Origin of the sequence: Streptomyces netropsis (assembly GCF_014203545.1) — a bacterium.
In the GTDB taxonomy this organism is placed as follows: Bacteria; Actinomycetota; Actinomycetes; order Streptomycetales; family Streptomycetaceae; genus Streptomyces; species Streptomyces netropsis.
This window is the reverse complement of the sequence record NZ_JACHJG010000009.1, coordinates 232508-252998: the sequence shown is the minus strand read 5'-3', so window position 1 is coordinate 252998 and position 20491 is coordinate 232508. Positions and strand designations below refer to the sequence as shown.

Genomic DNA, 20491 nt, shown 5'->3' with positions numbered 1-20491 from the left:
GCGTGTGTTTGGCCCTGCGGGCCGTGTCGTGTGCACCTCCGCTGCGCGGCGGTGTCCTCAATCTCCCCCAGCTACCGCTGGGAGGTGCCCCCAGCGGGCTTCTTCTGCCTGAGGTCGGCCCTACTCCCGGACGGGGATCGACAGCGCCGACGGGTCCTCCTTCGGGGAGGAGAAGCCGAGCCGCGCGCCGGCCGGGTTGTGTTCGATGTAGAGCGGGTCCACCGTGTCGACCACGAGCGCGAGCCGGTGGCCGGCCGGGACGTCGTAGGAGGTCGCGAGCAGCTTCAGATCGACGCCGAAGGGCCGGCCCGGGGTCTTGCCGTGGAAGGTGTAGGGGGCGTGGCTGACCAGCTTGCCCACCCCCAGCGGCCCCACGTCGTAGAGGTAGGCGACCACCGTGCCGCTCTCCTTGTCGCTCGTGAGCGTGGTGTGCAGCCGCGCGCTGCCCCGCACGCGCTGCACCGCGGCGTAGCGGTCGGACTGCCACACGGCGGCGAACGACCGTGGCAGCAGCGGCACCGAGACCATCGGCGGCAGCTTCAGGAACTGGTCGAGGACGTTGGACAGCAGGGCGGTGCCGCCGTTCGCGCCCGAGTCGACGCCCGCACGGATGTTTCTCGCGCCCTCCAGCGGCAGGGTGCGCCGCGTCCGCTCCACGGCCGCCCAGTCGGCATAGGACTCGTAGCCGCCGCCGGTCCGGGACTTCAGCTGTACGGGCTGCTCGCGGTCGATGCCGTTGGCCGCGCCCTTGAGGTGGTGGTCGAACCAGCGGTGGGCGTTGGCCCAGACGTCGTTGGGCAGGCCGAACAGCCCGGTGCCCTCGGCGGTGGCGTGGTCGCCGGGGCGGAGTTCCAGCCGCTTGGGGCCGGTGAGCCGCTCGTAGAACTTCGCGTACTGGTCGGGCGGGAAGACCGTGTCGCCCCAGGCGTTGCCCAGCATGATGGCGGCGCCGTTCGCGTTGATGTCCTTGAGGTAGGTGGCGGGGGAGCGCTTGGCGCCCCACGCGAGCATCTCCTTCTCCTTGGTCAGGTCCGAGCCGAGGAAGTCCTTCAGGATCCCCTGCAACTCCTCGCCCGGCCGCCCGGTCAGCGCGCCCAGGCCGCCGAGCAGTTCGGCGGCCTGACGGTGCTGGGTGCGGTCGCCGTAGATGGACTCGATGAGATCGGCCCAGCCGCTCATCGCGACCACGGCCTTGATCCGCTTGTCGAAGCCGGAGGTCAGCAGGCTGATGCCCGCCCCGTAGGAGATCCCGGCCATGCCGATCCGCGCCGGGTCGGCCGGGGTGTTGGCGAGCGCCCAGTCGATGACCTTGGAGGCATCGGCGATGTCCGGCGGCCCGGCCGTCTCGATCTTCCCGCCCGAGAGCCAGAAGCCGCGCGAGGTGTAACTGACCACGACGTAACCGGAGTCGGCGAGCTGCTTGGCCTGGGCGATGTATTCGAGCTGCGGCATGGCCCAGCTGGTGGGCAGCACGATCACCGGGTAGCGGCGCGAGCCGTCGGCGTCGCGGGGGGTGAAGACGTTGCCCTTGAGGGTGATGCCGCCGGAGCCGGGTATGTCGGTGAACCGGACGCTCGCCGCCGCCGCTTGTCGTGCCACGGCGGCGGGCCCGCGCTGCGGGGCGGCGAGCGCGGGCCCGAGGGACGTGACGGCGAGCAGTGCGGCGCAGGCGGCGCCGACGGCCGTGGTGCGCAGGGCCTGTCGAGGGTGTCGCACGGGCACTCCTGACGTCGGTGCCGTGAGGGGTGGGGTACGGCACGCCGATGCAAAGTGACCCGACGGTAACCTCGTTTGTTTACCCGGGGTAATAGACGGGCGAGTTACGCCTGGGTAACGATTGATCGCCCCGGACTGGCTTGATTGTTGGGGTCCTTGGGGCGGGTGCGGGAGTTCACCCGGCCTCGCCCAGCCACAGGTCGGGGCCGAAGACCTCGTAGTGGATGTCGGCGGCGGCGACGCCCGCCGTCAGCAACTGGGCGCGGGCCGAGCGGAGGAAGGGGAGCGGGCCGCAGAGGTAGCCGGTGGTGCCGGCGGGGATGTCGAGGCGGGAGAAGTCCGCCCGGCCGGTCCGCTCGGCGGGCCAGGAGCCCTCCGGCCGCTCGTACCAGACGTGTGCGACCGCGTTCGGGAGCTTGCCGGTGAGCTGGGCGAGGTCCTCGCGGAAGGCGTGGGTGGCCTCGCTGTGGTCGGCGTGCACGCTGATGACCCGACGGGTCGAGCCGGTGGCGGCGAGGTGGGAGAGCATCCCCGTCATGGGGGTGCAGCCGATGCCCGCGGAGGCGAGCAGTACGGGGGAGTCGCCGTCGGCGAGCGTGACGTCGCCGAAGGGGGCGCTGACGGTCAGGACCGCACCCACGCCGACGTGGTCGTGGAGGTGGTTGGACACCTCGCCGTCCGGGGTGCCGGTGACGCGCTTGACGGAGAAGCTCAGGGCGTCGTCCGGGTGGCCGGAAAGGCTGTACTGGCGGATCTGTCGTGCGCCGTCGGGGAGTTCGACCTGGACGGAGACGTACTGGCCCGGGCGGGCGGCGGGTATCGGGCGCCCGTCCAGCGGGCGGACGAGGAAGGTGGCCACCTCGGCGGTCTCCGTCAGACGGGCGACGACGCGGCAGGGGAACCACACGTCGCCGTCGGGGGTGCCCGCCCGCTCGTACAGCCGGGCCTCGATGGCGATGAGGGCGTTCGCCATCAGCCAGTACACCTCGTCCCAGGCCGCGGCGACCTCGGCGGTGACCGCGTCGCCGAGCACCTCGGCGATGGCGGCGAACAGGTGCTTCTGGACGAGCGGGTACTGCTCGGGCGTGATGCCGAGCGAGGCGTGCTTGTGGGCGATGCGGGAGAGCATCGCGTCGGGGCGGGCCTCGGGGTGCTCGACGAGGGCGGTGGCGAAGGCGGCGATGGCGCCCGCGAGGGCCTGGCGCTGGCTGCCGTTGGCCTGGTTGCCCCGGTTGAACAGGTCGCGCAGCAGCTCGGGATGGGCGGCGAACAGCCTGTCGTAGAAGAGCGGGGTGATCTCGCCGATCGCCCCGCCGACGGCGGGCAGGGTGGCGCGGACGATCTCGGTCGACTTCGGGGACAGCATCGGCGACTCCTGTCGTTCAGGTCCGAGCGCTTAATTGGCATCTCAGACTCGTATTTAAGGATGTGTGGAAGCGCGACGTGACGTGGGTGGGGATCCTCAGCTCTCCGGGCGGGTGCCGAGGCTCAGCAGGACCGGGCCGGTGGGTTCGGCGACCAGGTCCTCGATGGTGATCGGGTCGAGCGCGGCGAAGAACGCCTCCTGCGCCGCGCGCAGGGCGCCGCGCAGCCGGCAGGCGGAACGCAGCGGGCAGGGCGGGTCGTCCTCGCAGCCGACGACGTCGCCGGCCCCCTCCAGCTCGCGCACCAGCCGGCCGACCGAACCCGTGCGTCCGGCGGTGGTCAGGGCGAGTCCGCCGCCCCGGCCGCGGCGGGCCTCGACGACTCCGAGGTGCTGCAGCCTGCTGACCACCTTGGCGGCATGGGTGTACGGCACGCCCACCGCGCCCGCCACCTCGCGGGTGGTCGGTGCGGCCGTGTCCGCGGGGCCCGCGGCGTCTCCCGTCACCGCCAGGCGCATGGCGATGCGCAGGGCGATGTCGGTGCTCTTGGTCAATCGCACGCCTCCACCGTAGCTAATTGGACTTTTAGAATCCAAATTAGGGGTGGGGCCGGACGACAACGGGCCGGCCTCCCCGGTGGGGGAAGCCGGCCCGAGGGCAGGGCGGCGGATCAGCCGACGAGCTGGACCTCTGCGTGCGTACCGGCGGCGTCGACGCCGGTGTACATGCTGAGGTTGCCGTTGGTCCACCGGACGAGGATGTCGTTGAGACGGCTGCCGGGGGAGAAGGACCCCACCGTGAACACCTCGGCCTTGGTCCACGCGGACTTGGCGGGCCTGACCTTGATCTCGCCGTGCAGACCGGCGGCGTCGACGCCGGGGTAGATGGTGCCCTCGCCGTCACCCCAGCGGACCAGCAGGTCGCCGGTGCCCTTGCCGGTGAACTCGCCGGCGCTGATCTGCGTGGCGTTGGGCCACGTCGAGTTCGCGCCGACCAGCTGGGTCTCCTTGCGGATGGCGTTGGTGTCGACGTCGGGGTACATCGTGACCGAGCCGTTGGCCCAGACGACGACCATGTCGTCGCGCAGCGCGTTGGCCGTGTAGCGGCCGGAGGTGATCAGCTTGGCGTTCTTCCAGGCGGCGTTGGGGTCGGCGAGCTTCTTCTCGTCGTGGAAACCGCCGCGGTCCACATGGGTGTACTCGGTGAGCTCACCGTCGGACCAGCGCACGAGGAGGCCGTCGGTGCCGCTGCCGGTGAAGGTACCGGCGCTGATGGTGCGCGCGTACTGCCAGACGCTGCCCGGACCGGCGAGCTTGACCTCGGAGGAGAACGGGTGCTTGGCGTCCTTGGTCTCGGCGCCCTCGAAGAGGCTGGCCGAGCCGTCGGCCCACACCGCGATCAGATCGCCGCGGCCGCTGCCGGTGAAGTCGCCGGCGGCCGTGAACTTGGCCTGCTGCCACTTCTCCGCACCACCGAGGGAGAACGGCAGCTGCGGCTGGCGGTACGGGCCGGGGTCGGAGTGCCGGCCGTGCTCGGCGTCGTCGTACAGCTGGAAGAACCGGTCGCCGTACATCGGGCTGTAGCTGATGCGGTTGTACATCGGGTCGCTGCTCGGCACGGCGGGGCCGCCGCCGTTGTAGCCGCCCACGTTGCCGATGATCTCGCCGGTGCCGGTCGCCCGGTCGATCTTGGAGAACCAGGGGCCGCCGGAGACGCCGCCCCACATGCCCGCGCAGTCGATGCGCATCTGGTTGAAGCCCGGCAGCGCGTCCGTGGGCGTGGTGCACTGGACCGGGAGGTCCTGCGGGTTGTGACCGACCGAGGGGTAGCCGATCACGGTGGTGGTGTTCTCGAAGCCCGGCGTACGGGCCAGGGTGCTGCCGCCCACGACGTCCTGGAGCTTCTTGCCGTCGTTCTCCTTGACGCGCGCGAACGCGAAGTCCAGGTCCGACTCGGGGCCCTTGGCGTTCTTCCCGTAGCTCTTGTCCGCGAACCACTCCTCGACCGGCCAGATGCCGTACGGCTGGTTCTGGAGCGACTTCGTCGGGTCGTACTGCGGGACGAACACCGCCTTGGAGTTCTGGCAGTGGCCCGCCGTCAGCATGAGGCTGCGGGTGCCGCTCTGCACCGCGCTCGCCGAGCAGTAGTGCGCCCGCATGTCCTTGTCGACGGCGAAGAGCATGCCGACGGACTTGATGCCGGGGAAGTGCTCGGAGGTGTCCGGCTTGGCGCCCGCCAGACCCCTGGCCTTCGGCGCGGCCTTGGGCGGGGTGGTCGTCGGGGGCTTCGCGACGCGGCCGGAGGGGTCGGTCGCGGAGGTGATGCGCTGCGGGGTCCAGAACCGCAGGGCGTCCTCCACCGACCACTCGCCGTTGTCGACGGCTGCGGTGTCGGTGCCGGTCCGGGGCTTCGGCGTGGGTTCGGCGCGGGGGGCCGTGGGGCTCGCACCGGGAGTCGCCTTCGGGCCCGTACCGGGGGTCGGCGCCGGGGCGGCCGTCGCGGTGGTGCCACCGACGACGGTGAGGAGGGTGCCGCAGGCCGCCGAGACGGCGAGACGACGGAGGCGTGACGTACGCAAGAGAACAGAACTCCGATCAGGAGGGTGGGGTCATACGGGCCCGAGACGGCGACGCGGCCCTTCCGCCCGGTCCGGGCGGAAGGGCCGCGTCGATCCGCACACCGGGGCCGGCCATGTCGGAAGGGGCGGCCGGCCCGGCGCCGTCAGAGGGGTCAGCCGACGAGACGGACCTCGTTGTGGGTACCGGCGCTGTCGACGCCCGGGTACATGGTGAGGCTGCCGTTGGCCCAGCGGACGATGACGTCGTTGGGGACCTTGTTCGCGTCGAACGCGCCGACGGTGATCACCGTGGCGTCGGTCCAGGCGGACTTGGGGTCACGGATCTTGATCTCGCCGTGCAGGCCCGCGGTGTCGACGCCCGGGTAGATGGTGCCCTCACCGTCGGACCAGCGGACCATCAGGTCGCTGGTCTTCTTGCCGGTGAACTCGCCGGCGCCGATCTGCTCGGCGTGCGTCCAGGTCGAGTTGGCCTTCTGGACCTGGGTGGCCTTGCGGATGCCGTTGGCGTCGATGTCGGAGTACATCGAGATCGAGCCGTCGACCCAGACGACGAACATGTCGTCGCGGAGCGCGTTGGCCGTGTAGCGGCCGGCGGTCACCAGCTTGGCGTTCTTCCAGGCGGCGTTGGGGTCGGCGAGCTTCTTCTCGTCGTGGAAGCCGTTCTGGTCCACGTGGGTGTACTCGGTGAGCTCACCGTCGGACCAGCGGACGATGAGACCGTCCGAGCCGTTCTCGGTGAAGCGGCCGCCCGAGATGGCCCGCGCGTACTTGAAGGTGCTGCCGGCCTCGGCGAGCTTGTACTCCGAGGAGAAGGGGTACTTCGGGTCGTTGAACTCGGCACCCTGGTACAGGGTGACGGAGCCGTCGGTCCAGCGGACGATCATGTCCATGTGGCGCTTGCCACCGGCCGAGCCGCCGGTGAAGTAGCCGGAGGCCAGAAGGTCGGCGTTCTTCCAGTTCGCCTTGTTCAGCAGACCGCGGGAGTAGACCGAGGACACCCAGCCGGCGACGTCGTCGACGCGGGTGTTGACGGCGCCCTTGCGGGTCTCGGCCGCGTCGGTGCCGAAGCAGCCGCCCTGCCAGGAGGCGGTGTTGATCGAGGCCAGCTCGGCGCGACCGGCGTTCTCACGGAAGGCCGGGCCACCGGTGTCGCCCTTGCAGACGACCGCGTCGGCACCCTTGCCGGCGAGGCCGACCGAGGTGTCCTTCACCGAGTCGACGGTGAAGGCGTTGCTGTGCAGACGCTGGGGGATCCACTCGGTCTTGGTGCGGCCGTAGCCGGCGACCCGCACCTCGTCACCCTGCTTGGGGGCGGTGGAGGAGACGGCGACGGGGGCGACGCCGGTGACGGGCTGGGCGAGCTTGACCATGACGAGGTCGCGGTCGTCGCGCGGGACGAGCTCGACGGCCTCGGTCACGACGCCGGCCGTCGAGGAGAGGTTCGTGCGGCCGACCGTCACGGTCGTCTTCAGCTTGGGCGCACCCGCGGCGATCTTGAAGCCCTGGGCGGGGCTGTCGGCGAAGCAGCTGGCCGCGGTGATGACCCAGCCCTGCTCGACGAGCGCGCCGGAGCAGCTGCGCTTGCCGCCGATGTCGAGCTTCGCGGTGAACGCGTAGGTCCCGTCGGCCGGGTTGTCACCCACGACGGCGTTGGCCGGGGTGCCGGTCAGCAGGCCTGCGGAGACGGTGGTGGTGAGAAGAGCGGTGACCCACGCTGCGCGTGAACGTCTGCCGGACATGTTCGGTTCCTTCTGAGATGGCTGGATGTGCGAGAGGGCCGGTGGGGCCGTCACGGCCGGGGGCGCGGGTGTGCGTCCCGGGCCTGGGAGCGCTGACCGGGTGGGTCAGCCGGTGCCCGTCGCGCCGGAGGACCGGCGGGGCGGTGGCGTGGGTCAGCCGGTGACGCGGAGCTCGACGAGCGCGGTGGGCTCGCCGCCGGGGATGCCCTCGCCGACGCCCTTGAGGTCGTTCTTGGGCACGTCGACGGTCTGCGAGGCGCCGTTGGCGGTGACGGTGGCCCGGACCGGGTGGTCCTCGGTCTGGAGGCCGAACACGCGCGGGATCTCCAGCGTGAGGTAGCCCGACTTCTTGTCGCCCGTGAGGCGGAAGCAGTACTTGTCCGCCTTGGTCTGCGGGGTGGGACGCGTCATCACGATGATGTCGCTGTCCGTGGCGCAGTCGCCCAGCAGGATGCGGCCGTCGCCCTTGCGAAGGGTGATGCCGGTCTCCTTGAGGATCTTCGCCGCACCCGGGTACTCGAAGTCCTCGATCGCCGAAGGCGGAGTGGCTTCGTCCGCGGCCGGGGCCGGGGCCGCGAAAGCGAAGGCGGAAGCAGCGGTGACGGCGGAGACGCCACCGATAACGCCGGCAAGCAGCATTCTGCGCGCGCGAGATATCACCAGGGATTCCTTCCGGATGCGTGCAGCACGGCGCATGCCGTTGCACGTAATGGTGGGATAAAGGCGGGTGGCTGGAACCTATCACCTGCTTTGACTTTGCTGGTTCTTGAAGGTTCGTCAGGTGCTATTCGGCCCCACTTCAAAGGCGTACTGCCAGTAACGCGCTGGTTGTGAGCATGACATTATCAACGGGGCGTGGATGGCTTGAACTTGTGCATGAGAAGCGGAATTCTGACCTCCGAATTTGCCGTCAGGTAGGCCGGTCGAGGCGGTTATGCTCGCCGGGTCCTTGAGGCAATGCGGGTAAAGGGAAGGGAGGTTGTCGCGAGCATTTCGGGGGAGGGTCCCGCGGGCGCGTACCGGGACGACGTCCGAGGGGGGAAGGAATCATCAAACGGATTCCGGCAATCCGGCCGGGTGAGAAGAGCCTGTGCGTCGTCTTCGGCCCGGGAGCCGGCAAAAACAATCCGGCCTCTCCACGGGTCGGAGAAGGAGCCCAGATGGACTGGTGCCCCCGATGTGATCAGGGGTGGGTCGTCAGATGTCGCGTGCGCGAGCAGGTCGACGTCATCGAGGTCTGCGAGGAGTGCGACACCGTGTGGCTGGAGGGGCAGTCGGTGAGCATGGACGCGTACACCGATCTCGACCCGTACATGAGTGGCATCGGCAAGGAGCCGCTGTGGTCGAACCTCGAACCGCTCGAGCGCGGCGCTCAGCGCTGACCATGCAGGACACTCGGGGCCGCACGCGAAGGCGTGCGGCCCCGAATTCGTCGGGGGAGGCTCTCCCCGCCCGTGCCCGCCCGGGCGGGTGAGGGCTCACGTTGACAGACAGTCACCACGGAGCGAGTCTGACTCCCGCGCGGTGATCATCGGCGGTCACCCGACACACCTTCGGAGGCAGTAGTGGCAGAGGCTTACGCACGCGGTGGGCGGTACGGGAAGGCGCTGGCGGCGTTCGGCGCGGTGGGGGCGCTGGCGGTCGGCGTCGCCGCTCCCGCGGGGGCCTCCGAGGCCGGCCCGGGCACGGGCGGGGAGCGTTACGTCGCCCTCGGCGACTCGTACACCTCCGCGCCGGGCGTCCCCGAGCAGACGGGCGGCGACTGCGCGCGGTCCAGCGTCAACTACCCCTCGCTCAACGCCAAGTGGCTGCACACGCGGACGTTCAAGGACGTCAGCTGCAGCGGCGCGACCACCGACGACATGTGGCGGACGCAGGGCGCCAACCCGCCCCAGCTGAACGCCCTCGACAAGCGCACCACGCTCGTCACCCTCGGTATCGGCGGCAACGACATCGGCTTCGGCGACATCATCGGCACCTGCGCGCAGCTGTCCGCGACCGACCCGGCCGGCGCGCCCTGCCGCACGAAGTACACCGAGGGCGGCAAGGACCAGCTCACCGACCGGATCGCCGCCGCCGCGCCCAAGGTCGCCCGGGTGCTGAAGGACGTGCACAAGCGCGCCCCGCACGCCCGCGTCGTGATCGTCGGCTACCCCACGATCATGCCGGACAACGGGGTCGGCTGCTTCCCGGCCGTCCCGATCGCCGCCGGTGACGTCGGCTACCTGCGGGACACCGAGAAGCACCTCAACACGATGCTGAAGCAGCAGGCCGCCAAGGCCGGTGTCCGCTACGCCGACACCTACGGCCCGACCGTCGGCCACGACGTCTGCGTGCCCGCCGCCGACCGTTGGGTCGAGGGTGCGAGCCCGGAGAACCCGGCCGCGCCGTTCCACCCCAACGCCAAGGGCGAGGAGGCCATGGCGCGCGCGGTGTCCGGCGTCGCCAAGAAGCGCTGAGGGAGCGGCACCGGGCCTGACGTTCCGGGCGAGGTCACCGTGCGCGGCACCCTGTCTTCCGGCCCGCCCTCCGAGTAGGCTCCGGGGCTCGTTCGCCCCGCTTGGAGGTAAGGATGGCCCGCGCGAGATCGACCGCCCAACGACGTCTGCCCGTACTCGCCGTGACGGCCGCGCTGGTCGCCACGGCCGTCGTGCCCGCCGCCTCGGCGGCGGGCACGACGGAGCGCACGAACGCCGCCCGCACACCCGCGAAGACGCCCGTCGCCGTCGGCTACGGCGGCGCGGTGGCCAGCGTCGACCCCGACGCGTCGGCCGCCGGCATCGAAGTGCTGCGCAAGGGCGGCAACGCCGTCGACGCGGCGGTGGCCACCGCCGCCGCGCTCGGCGTCACCGAGCCCTACTCGGCCGGGGTCGGCGGCGGCGGCTACTTCCTCCACTACGACGCGAAGCGGCACCGGATCTCCATGATCGACGGCCGTGAGCGGGCCCCGCTCAGCGCCACCAAGGCCCTCTTCCTGGAGAACGGCAAGCCCATCCCGTTCGCGGACGCCGTCACCAGCGGCCGCAGCGTCGGCACCCCGGGCACCCCTGCCACCTGGGACACCGCCCTGCGCACCTGGGGCAGCCGGTCGCTCGCCCAGGTACTGCGCCCCGCCCAGCGCATCGCCCGCGAGGGCTTCACCGTCGACGCCACCTTCCGCAAGCAGACCGCCGACAACCAGGCGCGCTTCAAGGACTTCCCGGCCAGCGCCGAACTCTTCCTGCCCGGCGGGCAGCCGCCGGCCGTCGGCACGACCCTGAAGAACCCCGACCTCGCGCGCACCTACGAGCTGCTGGCCGAGGAGGGCGTCGAAGCGGTCTACCGGGGCGAGGTCGGCCGCGACATCGTACGGACCGTACGCAAGCCCCCCGTCGACCCCAAGGCCGAGCGCGTCGTGCGCCCCGGCGACCTGACGGCACGGGACCTGCGCGCGTACGCGGCGAAGAAGCAGGAGCCCACCCGGACGTCCTACCGGGGCCTCGACGTCTACGGCGTCGCCCCCTCGTCCTCCGGCGGCACCACCGTCGCCGAGGCGCTCAACATCCTGGAGCGCGGCGACCTCTCGAAGCTCGACGAGAAGACCTATCTGCACCGCTACATCGAGGCCAGCCGGGTCGCGTTCGCCGACCGCAACCGCTGGGTCGGCGACCCGGCGCACGAGAAGGTGCCCACCAAGGGGCTGACCTCCCAGCGCTTCGCCGACGCGCGCGCGTGCCTGGTCAAGGACGACGCGGTGCTGACCAGCCCGCTCGCCCCGGGCGACCCGCGCCGGCCGGTGCCCTGCGGCACCCACGGCAAGGCCGCTCCCACTCCCTACGAGGGTGAGCACACCACGCACCTGACGACCGCCGACAAGTGGGGCAACGTCGTCGCCTACACCCTGACCATCGAGCAGACCGGCGGCAGCGGCATCACCGTGCCGGGGCGTGGGTTCCTGCTCAACAACGAACTGACCGACTTCTCCTTCGTGCCGGTGAGCCCGGGCGTCCACGACCCGAACCTGCCCGGCCCCGGCAAGCGCCCGCGCTCGTCCGTCTCGCCGACGATCGTCCTCGAGGATGGGCGGCCCGCCTTCGCGCTCGGCTCGCCCGGCGGCGCCACGATCATCACCACGGTCCTGCAGACGCTGCTCAACCACGTGGACCGCGGGATGCCGCTCGTCGACGCGATCGCCGCGCCGCGCGCCAGCCAGCGCAACGCTGCGGCGACCGAGCTGGAGCCGGGCCTGTGGGACAGCCGGCTCAGAGGGCGGCTCGAAGCCCTCGGCCACGTGTTCAAGCAGAACCCGGAGATCGGCGCGGCCACCGGGGTCCAGCGGCTGCCGGACGGCCGCTGGCTGGCGGCCGCCGAACGGGTCAGGCGCGGCGGCGGCTCCGCGATGGTCGTCCACCCGTCCGGCCGGTAGCCGGCCCTCCCGGACGGCGGAACGTCGCGCGTACGCCGCGCTCGCGGGCGGCGGGCCTCCCGGCCCGCCGCCCGTCGCGGTGTCCGGGCGCGCCCGTCGGCCGTACGCGCCCGTCCGCGCGACGGGTTGTCCACAGGAAGCCGGATGGTCTTGCCACGAGTCGGGGCGGGTCATACGGTCGCATCCACACGTGATCTACGTGACGGGCTGGCTGACGCCCCGGCAAAGGAGCAGCTCATGGCCAACGTTGTCCGCGCCGCACTCGTCCAGGCCTCCTGGACCGGTGACACCGAGTCGATGATCGCCAAGCACGAGGAACACGCCCGTGCCGCCGCCGCGCAGGGCGCGAAGGTGATCGGCTTCCAGGAAGTCTTCAACGCCCCCTATTTCTGCCAGGTGCAGGAGAGCGAGCACTACCGCTGGGCCGAGCCGGTCCCGGACGGACCCACGGTGAGCCGCATGCGCGACCTCGCCCGCGAGACCGGCATGGTGATCGTCGTGCCCGTCTTCGAGGTCGAGCAGTCCGGCTTCTACTACAACACCGCCGCCGTCATCGACGCCGACGGCAGCTATCTGGGGAAGTACCGCAAGCACCACATCCCCCAGGTCAAGGGCTTCTGGGAGAAGTACTACTTCAAGCCCGGCAATCTCGGCTGGCCGGTCTTCGACACGGCCGTCGGCAAGGTCGGCGTCTACATCTGCTACGACCGCCACTTCCCCGAGGGCTGGCGCTCGCTGGGCCTCGCCGGAGCCCAGCTGGTCTACAACCCCTCCGCCACCTCGCGCGGACTCTCCGCCCACCTGTGGAAGCTGGAACAGCCCGCGGCGGCCGTCGCCAACGAGTACTTCGTCGCCGCGATCAACCGCGTGGGCCAGGAGGAGTACGGCGACAACGACTTCTACGGCACGTCGTACTTCGTCGACCCGCGCGGCCAGTTCGTCGGTGACGTCGCGAGCGACACCAAGGAGGAGCTGATCGTCCGCGACCTCGACTTCTCCGTGATCGAGGAAGTGCGTCAGCAGTGGGCGTTCTACCGGGATCGCAGGCCCGACGCGTACGACGGGCTGGTCCAGCCGTGAGCGCGGGGGCCCCCGGCGGTGCGACCTCCGTCCCGGCTCCTGCTCCGGCCCCCTCCGGTCTGCGCGACCGGCACCGGGCCGTCATGCCCGAGTGGCTCGCGCTCTACTACCGCGACCCGCTGGAGATCACCCACGGCGAGGGCCGCCACGTGTGGGACGCCGAGGGCAGACGCTACCTCGACTTCTTCGGCGGCATCCTCACCACCATGACCGCCCACGCCCTGCCCGAGGTCACCAAGGCCGTCGGCGACCAGGCCGGGCGCATCCTGCACACCTCCACGCTCTATCTCGACCGGCACATGGTCGAGTTGGCCGAGCGGATCGCCGCCCTCTCCGGCATCCCCGACGCACGGGTCTTCTTCACCACCTCCGGCACCGAGGCCAATGACGCGGCCCTGCTGCTCGCCACCTCCTACCGCCGGTCCAACCAGGTCCTGGCGATGCGCAACAGCTACCACGGCCGGTCCTTCGCCTCCGTCGCCATCACCGGCAACGCCGACTGGTCGCCCACCAGCCTCTCCCCGTTCCAGACGCTGTACGTGCACGGCGGCATCCGCACCCGCGGCCCCTTCGCCCACCTGTCCGACGCGCGGTTCATCGAGGCCTGTGTCGCGGACCTGGAGGACGTGCTCGCCCAGACCCACGGCAACGTCGCCGCGCTGATCGCCGAACCCGTCCAGGGCGTCGGCGGGTTCACCGCACCCCCCGACGGGCTGTACGCGGCCTTCCGCGAGGTCCTCGCCCCGCGCGGCATCCTGTGGATCACCGACGAGGTGCAGACCGGCTGGGGCCGCACCGGCGACCACTTCTGGGGCTGGCAGGCCCACGCCCACAGCGGCCCGCCCGACGTGCTCACCTTCGCCAAGGGCATCGGCAACGGCATGTCGGTGGGCGGCGTCGTCGCCCGGGCCGAGGTCATGAACTGCCTGGGCGCCAACTCCATCTCCACCTTCGGCGGCAGCCCCGTCACCATGGCGGCCGGCCTCGCCAACCTCACCTACCTCCTGGAGCACGACCTCCAGGGCAACGCCCGCCGCGTCGGCGGCCTCCTCATCGAGCGGCTGCGGGCCGTCGCCGCCGGCCTGCCGGTCGTCCGCGAGGTACGCGGCCGCGGCCTGATGATCGGCATGGAGCTGGTCGGGGAGGACGGCTCGCCCTCACCGGAGGCCGCCGCGCTCACCCTCGAAGCCGCCCGGGAGCTCGGTCTGCTCGTCGGCAAGGGCGGCCGCGACGGCAACACCCTGCGCATCGCCCCGCCGATGACGCTCACCATCACCGAGGCCGAGGAGGGTGCCGCGCTCCTCGAAGAGGCGCTGCGCCGGGCCCAGCACGCGATCGCCGGAAAGGAACGGCCATGACCAGGACCGTCATCCGCGGGGGGCTCGTCATCACCGCGGCGGAGGAGGGGTACGCGGACGTCCTCGTCGAGGACGGCAAGGTCGCGGCCCTCGCCACGCCCGACAGCGCGTTCGCCGGGGGCTGGACCGCCGACCGGACGATCGACGCCACGGGCAAGTACGTCATCCCGGGCGGCGTCGACGCCCACACCCACTTCGACCTCCCCTTCGGCGGCACCGCCTCCTCCGACACCTTCGAGACGGGGACCCGCGCCGCGGCGTGGGGCGGCACCACGACCGTCGTCGACTTCGCGGTCCAGTCCCGCGGCCGGGCGCTGCGCGAGGGGCTCGACACCTGGCACGCCAAGTCCCAGGGCACCTGCGCGATCGACTACGCCTTCCACATGATCCTCTCCGATGTGAACGACGCCTCGCTGAAGGAGATGGACCTCCTGGTGGGGGAGGGCGTGACGTCGTTCAAGCTCTTCATGGCCTACCCGGGCGTGTTCTACAGCGACGACGGCCAGATCCTGCGGGCCATGCAGCACGCCGCCGGCAACGGCGGGCTGATCATGATGCACGCCGAGAACGGCATCGCCATCGACGTCCTGGTCGAACAGGCACTCGCCGCCGGCCGGACCGACCCCCGCTACCACGGCGAGGTCCGCAAGGCGCTGCTGGAGGCCGAGGCCACGCACCGCGCCATCCAGCTCGCCCGCGTCGCCGGCAGCCCCCTGTACGTGGTGCACGTCTCGGCCGAGGAGGCCGTCGCCGAGCTGGCCCGGGCCAGGGGCATGGACCTGCCCGTCTTCGGTGAGACGTGTCCGCAGTACCTCTTCCTGTCCACCGACAACCTCGCCGAGCCGGGCTTCGAGGGCGCGAAGTACGTCTGCTCGACACCGCTGCGGCCCCGCGAGCACCAGGCCGCGCTCTGGCGCGGACTGCGCACCGACGACCTCCAGGTCGTTTCCACCGACCACTGCCCCTTCTGCTTCTCCGGCCAGAAGGACCTGGGCCGCGGCGACTTCTCCAAGATCCCCAACGGGCTGCCCGGCGTGGAGAACCGCATGGACCTCCTCCACCAGGCCGTCGTCGACGGGCACATCTCCCGCCGCCGCTGGATCGAGATCGCCTGCGCCGCCCCGGCCCGGATGTTCGGCCTCGCCCCCCACAAGGGCACCATCACCCCCGGGGGTGACGCCGACATCGTCGTCTACGACCCGAACGCGCAGCAGACGCTCTCCGCCGAGACCCACCACATGAACGTCGACTACTCGGCGTACGAGGGAAAGACCGTGTCCGGCCGGGTCGAGACGGTCCTCTCGCGCGGTGAACCCGTCATCGACAAGCGTGAGTTCGTCGGGCGGGCCGGCCACGGCCGTTTCACCCCCCGTTCCACCTGCCAGTACCTGAACTAGGAGATCCCCGCGTGGACTTCGGACTCGTCCTGCAGACCGACCCGCCCGCCACCGCCGTGGTGGACCTCATGCGCCGCGCCGAGCGCTCCGGTTTCCGCTACGGCTGGACCTTCGACTCCGCCGTGCTGTGGCAGGAGCCCTTCGTCATCTACAGCCGCATCCTGGAACACACCGAACGGCTCATCGTCGGGCCCATGGTCACCAACCCCACCACCCGCACCCCGGAGGTCACCGCCTCCACCTTCGCCACGCTCAACGACATGTACGGCAACCGCACCGTCTGCGGTATCGGCCGCGGCGACTCGGCGATGCGGGTCGCCGGGCGCAAGCCCAACACGCTCGCCACGCTCCGCGAATCGATCCACGTCATCCGCGACCTCGCGGAGGGACGCGAGGCCGACGTCGGCGGCACGACGCTGCGCCTGCCCTGGGTGCGGGACGGCAAGCTGCCCGTCTGGATGGGCGCCTACGGGCCGAAGGCCCTCGCCCTCGCCGGGCAGGAGGCCGACGGCTTCATCCTCCAACTCGCCGACCCGACGCTGACCGCGTGGATGGTCCAGGCCGTCCGCACCGCCGCCGCCGAAGCCGGCCGCGACCCGGCGTCCGTCACCATCTGCGTGGCCGCGCCCGCCTACGTGGGGGACGACCTGGCGCACGCGCGGGAGCAGTGCCGCTGGTTCGGCGGCATGGTCGGCAATCACGTCGCCGACCTGGTCGCCCGCTACGGCGAGGGCTCCGGGATGGTGCCCGAGGCCCTCACCGCGTACATCAAGCAGCGCGAGGGCTACGACTACAGCCACCACGGCCGGGCCGGGAACCCCTCCACGGACTTCGTGCCCGACGAGATCGTGGACCGCTTCTGCCTGCTCGGCCCGGTCGCGGCGCACCGCGAGCGGCTGGAGGAGCTACGGGCCCTGGGCGTCGACCAGTTCGCGGTCTACGCCATGCACGACGCGAAGGAGGCCACGATCGACGCGTACGGCTCCGCGATCATCCCCGTACTCACCTGACCGGCCCGGCGGGGCGCCGGGGCGTCGGCTTGCCGCAGTGCCCGGTCCCGCAGGCACGGCCGTCGCCGTTACGGGCAGCGAGGTGAGCGCGGCGCCCCGGCGCCGGGGAACAGCAGGCGCCACTCCGCGGTCACGAGTTCCGTGCCGAGGAGGTCGCACAGGCTGTCGGCGATCCGCTGCTCGTCGAGCTGCCACAGACGTGTGGTGCCGTCGTCTCCGGCGGACGCGAGCGCCCGGCCGTCGGGGCCGAAGTCCACGCTTTTGACGCTCCCGGTGTGGCCGGTCAGGGTGATCGAGGACCGTCGGGCCACGTCCCACACCCTGACCGCGCGGTCCTCCCCTCCGGTCACCAGCGCACGACCGTCGGGACTGAAGTCCATCGCCCAGACCGTGTCGGTGTGGCCCTTCAGTACCGTCACCGGACGGCGGCTTTGTACGTCCCACAGCCACACGGAGCCGCCGAAGCCCGCCGCCGCGAGGTGCCGGCGGTCCGGACTGAAGGCCACCGTCATCACGATGCCGGGGTAGCCGCGCAGCTCGACGGTCCTGCGGCTGTTCCCGCTCAGATCCCAAAGGCGCACGACGCGATCGGCTCCCGCACTGGCCAGTGTTCTGCCGTCGGGACTGAAGGCCAGGCCCCAGACGCTCCCCTCGTGGCCGGAGATGGTGCGCGTCATCCGGCGGCCGCCGAGATCCCACAGCAGGATCCGGCCGTCGTCACAGGCTCCGGCCAGGGTCTTGCCGTCCGGACTGAAGGCCAGCACCCATGGATCGTCGTGGTGGCCGGTCAGCCGGCCGACGAGGGTGCGCCGGCGGACATCCCACAGCAGGATCGCGCGGTCGTGGCCGAGGCCGGCCAGTCTCGTACCGTCCGGAGAGAATCCGGCCCAGACGACAGGGCCCCGGTGCCCCCGCAGCACCCCGAGCGTCCGGCGGTCCTCCATCCCCGACAGCAGGATCCGGCCGTCCTCCCCGCCGGTGGCGAGTGTCGTGCCGTCGGGGCTGACGGCGGCCCAGGAGGGCGTGTCCTGCCGGCTCGAGAGCGTACCGGCGAGGCGGGAGCGATCGGTGTCCCACAGCCGCACGACGCGATGGTCACCGACGGCCAGCACCGCCCCTCGGGGCGCGAAGGCCACGGTGAGGATCTCCTGGCTCGCGGAGAACGACCCGGCCGGGCGGCCGTCGTCCACGTTCCAGAGGCGGACGGCACGGTCCTCGCCCGCGCTGGCCAGTACCTTTCCGTCCGGGCTGAAGGCGACCTCGTGCAGGGTGTCGGTATGCCCTTCCAGTGTCCGCACCGTTTTCCGCGCCGATGCGTCCCACAGGCGCACGGTCCGGTCCTCACCCGCGCTGGCGAGGGTGCGGCCGTCGGGGCTGAACGCCACGCTCCACAGGGCGTCGGTGTGTCCCTTCAGGACGCCGGCGGCGCTGCGGCCGGCCACGTCCCACAGCCGGACCGTGCGGTCCCGGCCCGCGCTGGCCAGCAGCCGTCCGTCCGCCGTGGCCGCCACGGAGTGCACCGCACCCTCGTGTCCTTTCAGCACTCCTTCGGGCCGGCCGGTCGATACGTCCCACAGCCGGACCGCGCCGTCCTCACCGACTGCGGCCACGAGCCTGCCCCGTGCGGTGAATGTCAGGCCGTGCACCGCGTGCGGCCCCCTCCCGAGGGTCGCCGTGTGGCGCAGGCGGCCCGCACGGCTCATGCCGTACAGCCGCACCGTGCCGTCCTCGCCCGCGCTGGCGAGCGTGCGTCCGTCGGGGCTGAAGGCGACGGCGCGGACGACAGCGGTATGCCCGACCAGCGTGGTGAGCACCCGACGGCTTTCGACGTCCCACACCCGCACCCACCGGTCGAGGCCCCCTGTCGCGGCCATGCGGCCGTCGGGGCTGAACGCGACGGCCGTGACGGCGGCGGAGTGACCGGCGTACCGGCTGGCGGAGTACTGGGCGTGGGCACTGATCAGACTGGAGCGGGCCTCGGCCGTGCGGGCTCGCCGCAGGGCCTCCGCCGCGAGCAGCATGGCTGCCTCCGGGCGCCCGGAGGACTGGGCGTCTGCCCGTGCCGCCAGCTCCCGGGAGGACGCCACCCGGCGCTGCTGGCCGGCGACGCCGGCCAGGTGGAAGGCCACGCCGGTCGCCAGCACCGACAACACCAGCAGCAGCGTCAGGCCGACGGTCAGGAACCGCAGCCGCCGGGTGCGGCGCTCCTCGGCCCGCTGTTGGCCGCGTTCGTGGGCGAGGGCGGCCGTCAGGAACTCCGTCGTCCCAAGGTCGAGCGGGTCCCGGTGGTGCGGCCCGGCGAAGTCCCGGGCGGTGGCCAACTGGCTGCCCCGGTAGAGCAGCGAGGGGTCCCGGCCCGCCCGCGACCAGGCTTCGGCGGCCTCCCGCAGCCGCTGGCGGATGAGCAGGCCGGCCCGGTCCTCGTCGATCCAGCCACGCAGCCGGGGCCAGGCCCGCAGCAGCGCCTCGTGGGTGATCTGCGCATGGTCCGTGTCGAAGGTGACCATGCGGGCCCGGGCGAACGCGTCGAGCACGGCAGCCGCTGCGGTCCGGTCCGCCGACTGCTCCAGCAGCCCTTCGCGCTCCACACGGCGCCGGGTGTCCTCGCCGCCCTCGGCCAGGTGCACCATGCGCAGCAGCAGGTGCCGGGCGATGTCCTGGTCCCTTTCGCTCAGGCCCCGGTAGATGTGCTCGGCGCTGGCGGCGACGGCCCCGTGGATGCCGCCGGTGACGCGGTAGTCGGCGACGGTCAGGCTGCCGTGCTGCTGCCAGGTCGCCCGCAGGGCATGGGCCAGCAGCGGGAGTGCGCCGCCGTGTGACCCGCGGGACCCCAGGTCGGCCAGGAGCAGCTCGACGAGCCCGGGCTCCGGCTCCAGGCCGGCTGCCCGGGCCGGTCCGGTGATCGCTTCGTACAGTTCGTCGGAGGACATCGCCCCGACGGGAAAGGCCCCGTCGCGCAGGGCGGACAGCAGCCCGGGATGGTCCAGGCAGTATCCGTAGAAGTCCGCCCTGAGCCCCAGCACCACCAGCACGGACGGGACACGGGCCAGGTCGCACAGGGCATCGACGAACTCCCGTCGCACCTGCTCGTCCACGCAGACGGTGAAGGCCTCCTCGAACTGGTCGACCACCAGGACCAGTCCGCCCGGACCGTCCCGGCGCAGGCCGCGCACCAGACCGGCGGCGTCCTGTGCGCCGTCGGCGAGCGCCGCCGCCAGTTCCTCCGGTGCTCGGCCGGTCAGGGACCGCAGCGCCTCCGCCAGCGCGCGCACGGGGGCGGCGGTCGGGGTGAAGGACACCACCGTCCACCCCCGCGCACTGCCGCCGGGCGAGGCGAGCGCGCCGTGGGTGAGGGCCGGCCGCAACCCGGCGTGCAGCAGTGAGGACTTGCCCGCCCCGGAGGGGCCCACGACCACCAACGGGACCGCTCCGCGCAGGTGTTCGTCGGCGCGGGCGAGGAGCGCCGCCATCAGGCGTTCGCGCCCGAAGAACCACTGGGCCTCGCCCGGCCCGAAGGCGGCGAGCCCCGGGTAGGGGCAGGCCGCCGCGTCGCCCCGGCCGTCGCGGTCCAGGGCCAGTCGCACGAGCACGCCACCGGCGTTCAGCGCGTCGTCGCAGCTGCGGGCCAGTTCCGCCGTGGGGGGTTTCTGCCCGTTCTCCACCTTGCTCAGGTAACCCCTGCTGTAGTGCGCGAGGCGGGACAGCGCCGCCAGCGACATCCCCGCTTCCCCGCGCAGCCGCCTGAGGCACTCCCCGAAGCCCTCCTCCGGCACTGGCTCGCCCTCTGCCGGTACGTGCTGGTCAGCGGGTGTTTCCCGTTTCCCCTCCCGCAAGGCGACAGTCA

The 20491-nt window shown here is 71.9% G+C and carries 14 protein-coding genes; 7 read left to right on the top strand and 7 right to left on the bottom strand.

Annotated elements, in window-relative coordinates:
* Positions 1–120: 120 nt before the first annotated feature.
* From FHS38_RS22110 to FHS38_RS22085, 6 genes are all read right to left on the bottom strand, one after another.
* Positions 121–1716, bottom strand: a complete 1596-nt coding sequence (locus FHS38_RS22110) for a CocE/NonD family hydrolase (RefSeq protein ID WP_184736005.1) — start codon at positions 1714–1716, stop codon at positions 121–123.
* Positions 1717–1891: 175 nt separating this feature from the next.
* Positions 1892–3082, bottom strand: coding sequence for a globin domain-containing protein (locus FHS38_RS22105; protein WP_184736002.1), 1191 nt, complete (start codon positions 3080–3082; stop codon positions 1892–1894).
* 96 nt (positions 3083–3178) lie between these two features.
* On the bottom strand, positions 3179–3640 hold the full coding sequence (locus FHS38_RS22100; RefSeq protein WP_184736001.1) for an RrF2 family transcriptional regulator: 462 nt from the start codon (positions 3638–3640) through the stop codon (positions 3179–3181).
* A gap of 110 nt (positions 3641–3750) precedes the next feature.
* The gene (locus FHS38_RS22095) at positions 3751–5658 is read right to left on the bottom strand and encodes a trypsin-like serine peptidase (protein ID WP_184735999.1); all 1908 of its coding nucleotides are present in this window, start codon (positions 5656–5658) and stop codon (positions 3751–3753) included.
* A 152-nt stretch (positions 5659–5810) separates the two neighbouring features.
* Positions 5811–7397 (bottom strand): S1 family peptidase, encoded by a 1587-nt coding sequence (locus tag FHS38_RS22090; RefSeq protein WP_184735997.1) that lies wholly within the window; start codon positions 7395–7397, stop codon positions 5811–5813.
* A 153-nt stretch (positions 7398–7550) separates the two neighbouring features.
* Positions 7551–8057 (bottom strand): hypothetical protein, encoded by a 507-nt coding sequence (locus tag FHS38_RS22085; RefSeq protein WP_221495222.1) that lies wholly within the window; start codon positions 8055–8057, stop codon positions 7551–7553.
* 548 nt (positions 8058–8605) lie between these two features.
* Here FHS38_RS22085 and FHS38_RS22080 point away from each other — a divergent pair.
* The 7 genes from FHS38_RS22080 (at position 8606) to FHS38_RS22050 (ending at position 16647) form a co-directional block, all read left to right on the top strand.
* Complete coding sequence (locus FHS38_RS22080) at positions 8606–8779, top strand: hypothetical protein (protein WP_184735995.1); 174 nt, start codon at positions 8606–8608, stop codon at positions 8777–8779.
* A gap of 183 nt (positions 8780–8962) precedes the next feature.
* Entirely contained in the window at positions 8963–9856 is an 894-nt protein-coding gene (locus FHS38_RS22075; protein ID WP_184735993.1) for an SGNH/GDSL hydrolase family protein, read from the top strand.
* Between the two features lie 113 nt (positions 9857–9969).
* A complete protein-coding gene (ggt, locus tag FHS38_RS22070; protein ID WP_184735991.1) occupies positions 9970–11802 on the top strand; it encodes a gamma-glutamyltransferase in 1833 nt (610 codons plus the stop codon).
* Positions 11803–12039: 237 nt separating this feature from the next.
* Positions 12040–12882, top strand: a complete 843-nt coding sequence (locus FHS38_RS22065) for a nitrilase-related carbon-nitrogen hydrolase (protein WP_184735990.1) — start codon at positions 12040–12042, stop codon at positions 12880–12882.
* Between the two features lie 83 nt (positions 12883–12965).
* A complete protein-coding gene (locus FHS38_RS22060; protein ID WP_184736155.1) occupies positions 12966–14240 on the top strand; it encodes an aspartate aminotransferase family protein in 1275 nt (424 codons plus the stop codon).
* Positions 14237–15637, top strand: a complete 1401-nt coding sequence (gene hydA, locus FHS38_RS22055) for a dihydropyrimidinase (protein WP_184735988.1) — start codon at positions 14237–14239, stop codon at positions 15635–15637. Before FHS38_RS22060 ends, hydA begins: the two co-directional genes overlap by 4 nt.
* A gap of 11 nt (positions 15638–15648) precedes the next feature.
* Positions 15649–16647 (top strand): TIGR03842 family LLM class F420-dependent oxidoreductase, encoded by a 999-nt coding sequence (locus FHS38_RS22050; RefSeq protein ID WP_184735986.1) that lies wholly within the window; start codon positions 15649–15651, stop codon positions 16645–16647.
* Positions 16648–16715: 68 nt separating this feature from the next.
* Here the strand turns inward: FHS38_RS22050 and FHS38_RS22045 are convergent, their stop codons facing one another.
* Entirely contained in the window at positions 16716–20420 is a 3705-nt protein-coding gene (locus FHS38_RS22045) for an nSTAND1 domain-containing NTPase (protein ID WP_268246202.1), read from the bottom strand.
* Positions 20421–20491: the final 71 nt, after the last annotated feature.

Excerpts from the sequence above, each read along its gene's own strand:
- FHS38_RS22105 (WP_184736002.1), bottom strand. The coding sequence starts at position 3,082 with ATGCTGTCCCCGAAGTCGACCGAGATCGTCCGCGCCACCCTGCCCGCC.
- FHS38_RS22090 (WP_184735997.1), bottom strand. The coding sequence starts at position 7,397 with ATGTCCGGCAGACGTTCACGCGCAGCGTGGGTCACCGCTCTTCTCACC.
- ggt (WP_184735991.1), top strand. The coding sequence starts at position 9,970 with ATGGCCCGCGCGAGATCGACCGCCCAACGACGTCTGCCCGTACTCGCC.
- FHS38_RS22065 (WP_184735990.1), top strand. The coding sequence starts at position 12,040 with ATGGCCAACGTTGTCCGCGCCGCACTCGTCCAGGCCTCCTGGACCGGT.
- FHS38_RS22060 (WP_184736155.1), top strand. The coding sequence starts at position 12,966 with ATGCCCGAGTGGCTCGCGCTCTACTACCGCGACCCGCTGGAGATCACC.
- hydA (WP_184735988.1), top strand. The coding sequence starts at position 14,237 with ATGACCAGGACCGTCATCCGCGGGGGGCTCGTCATCACCGCGGCGGAG.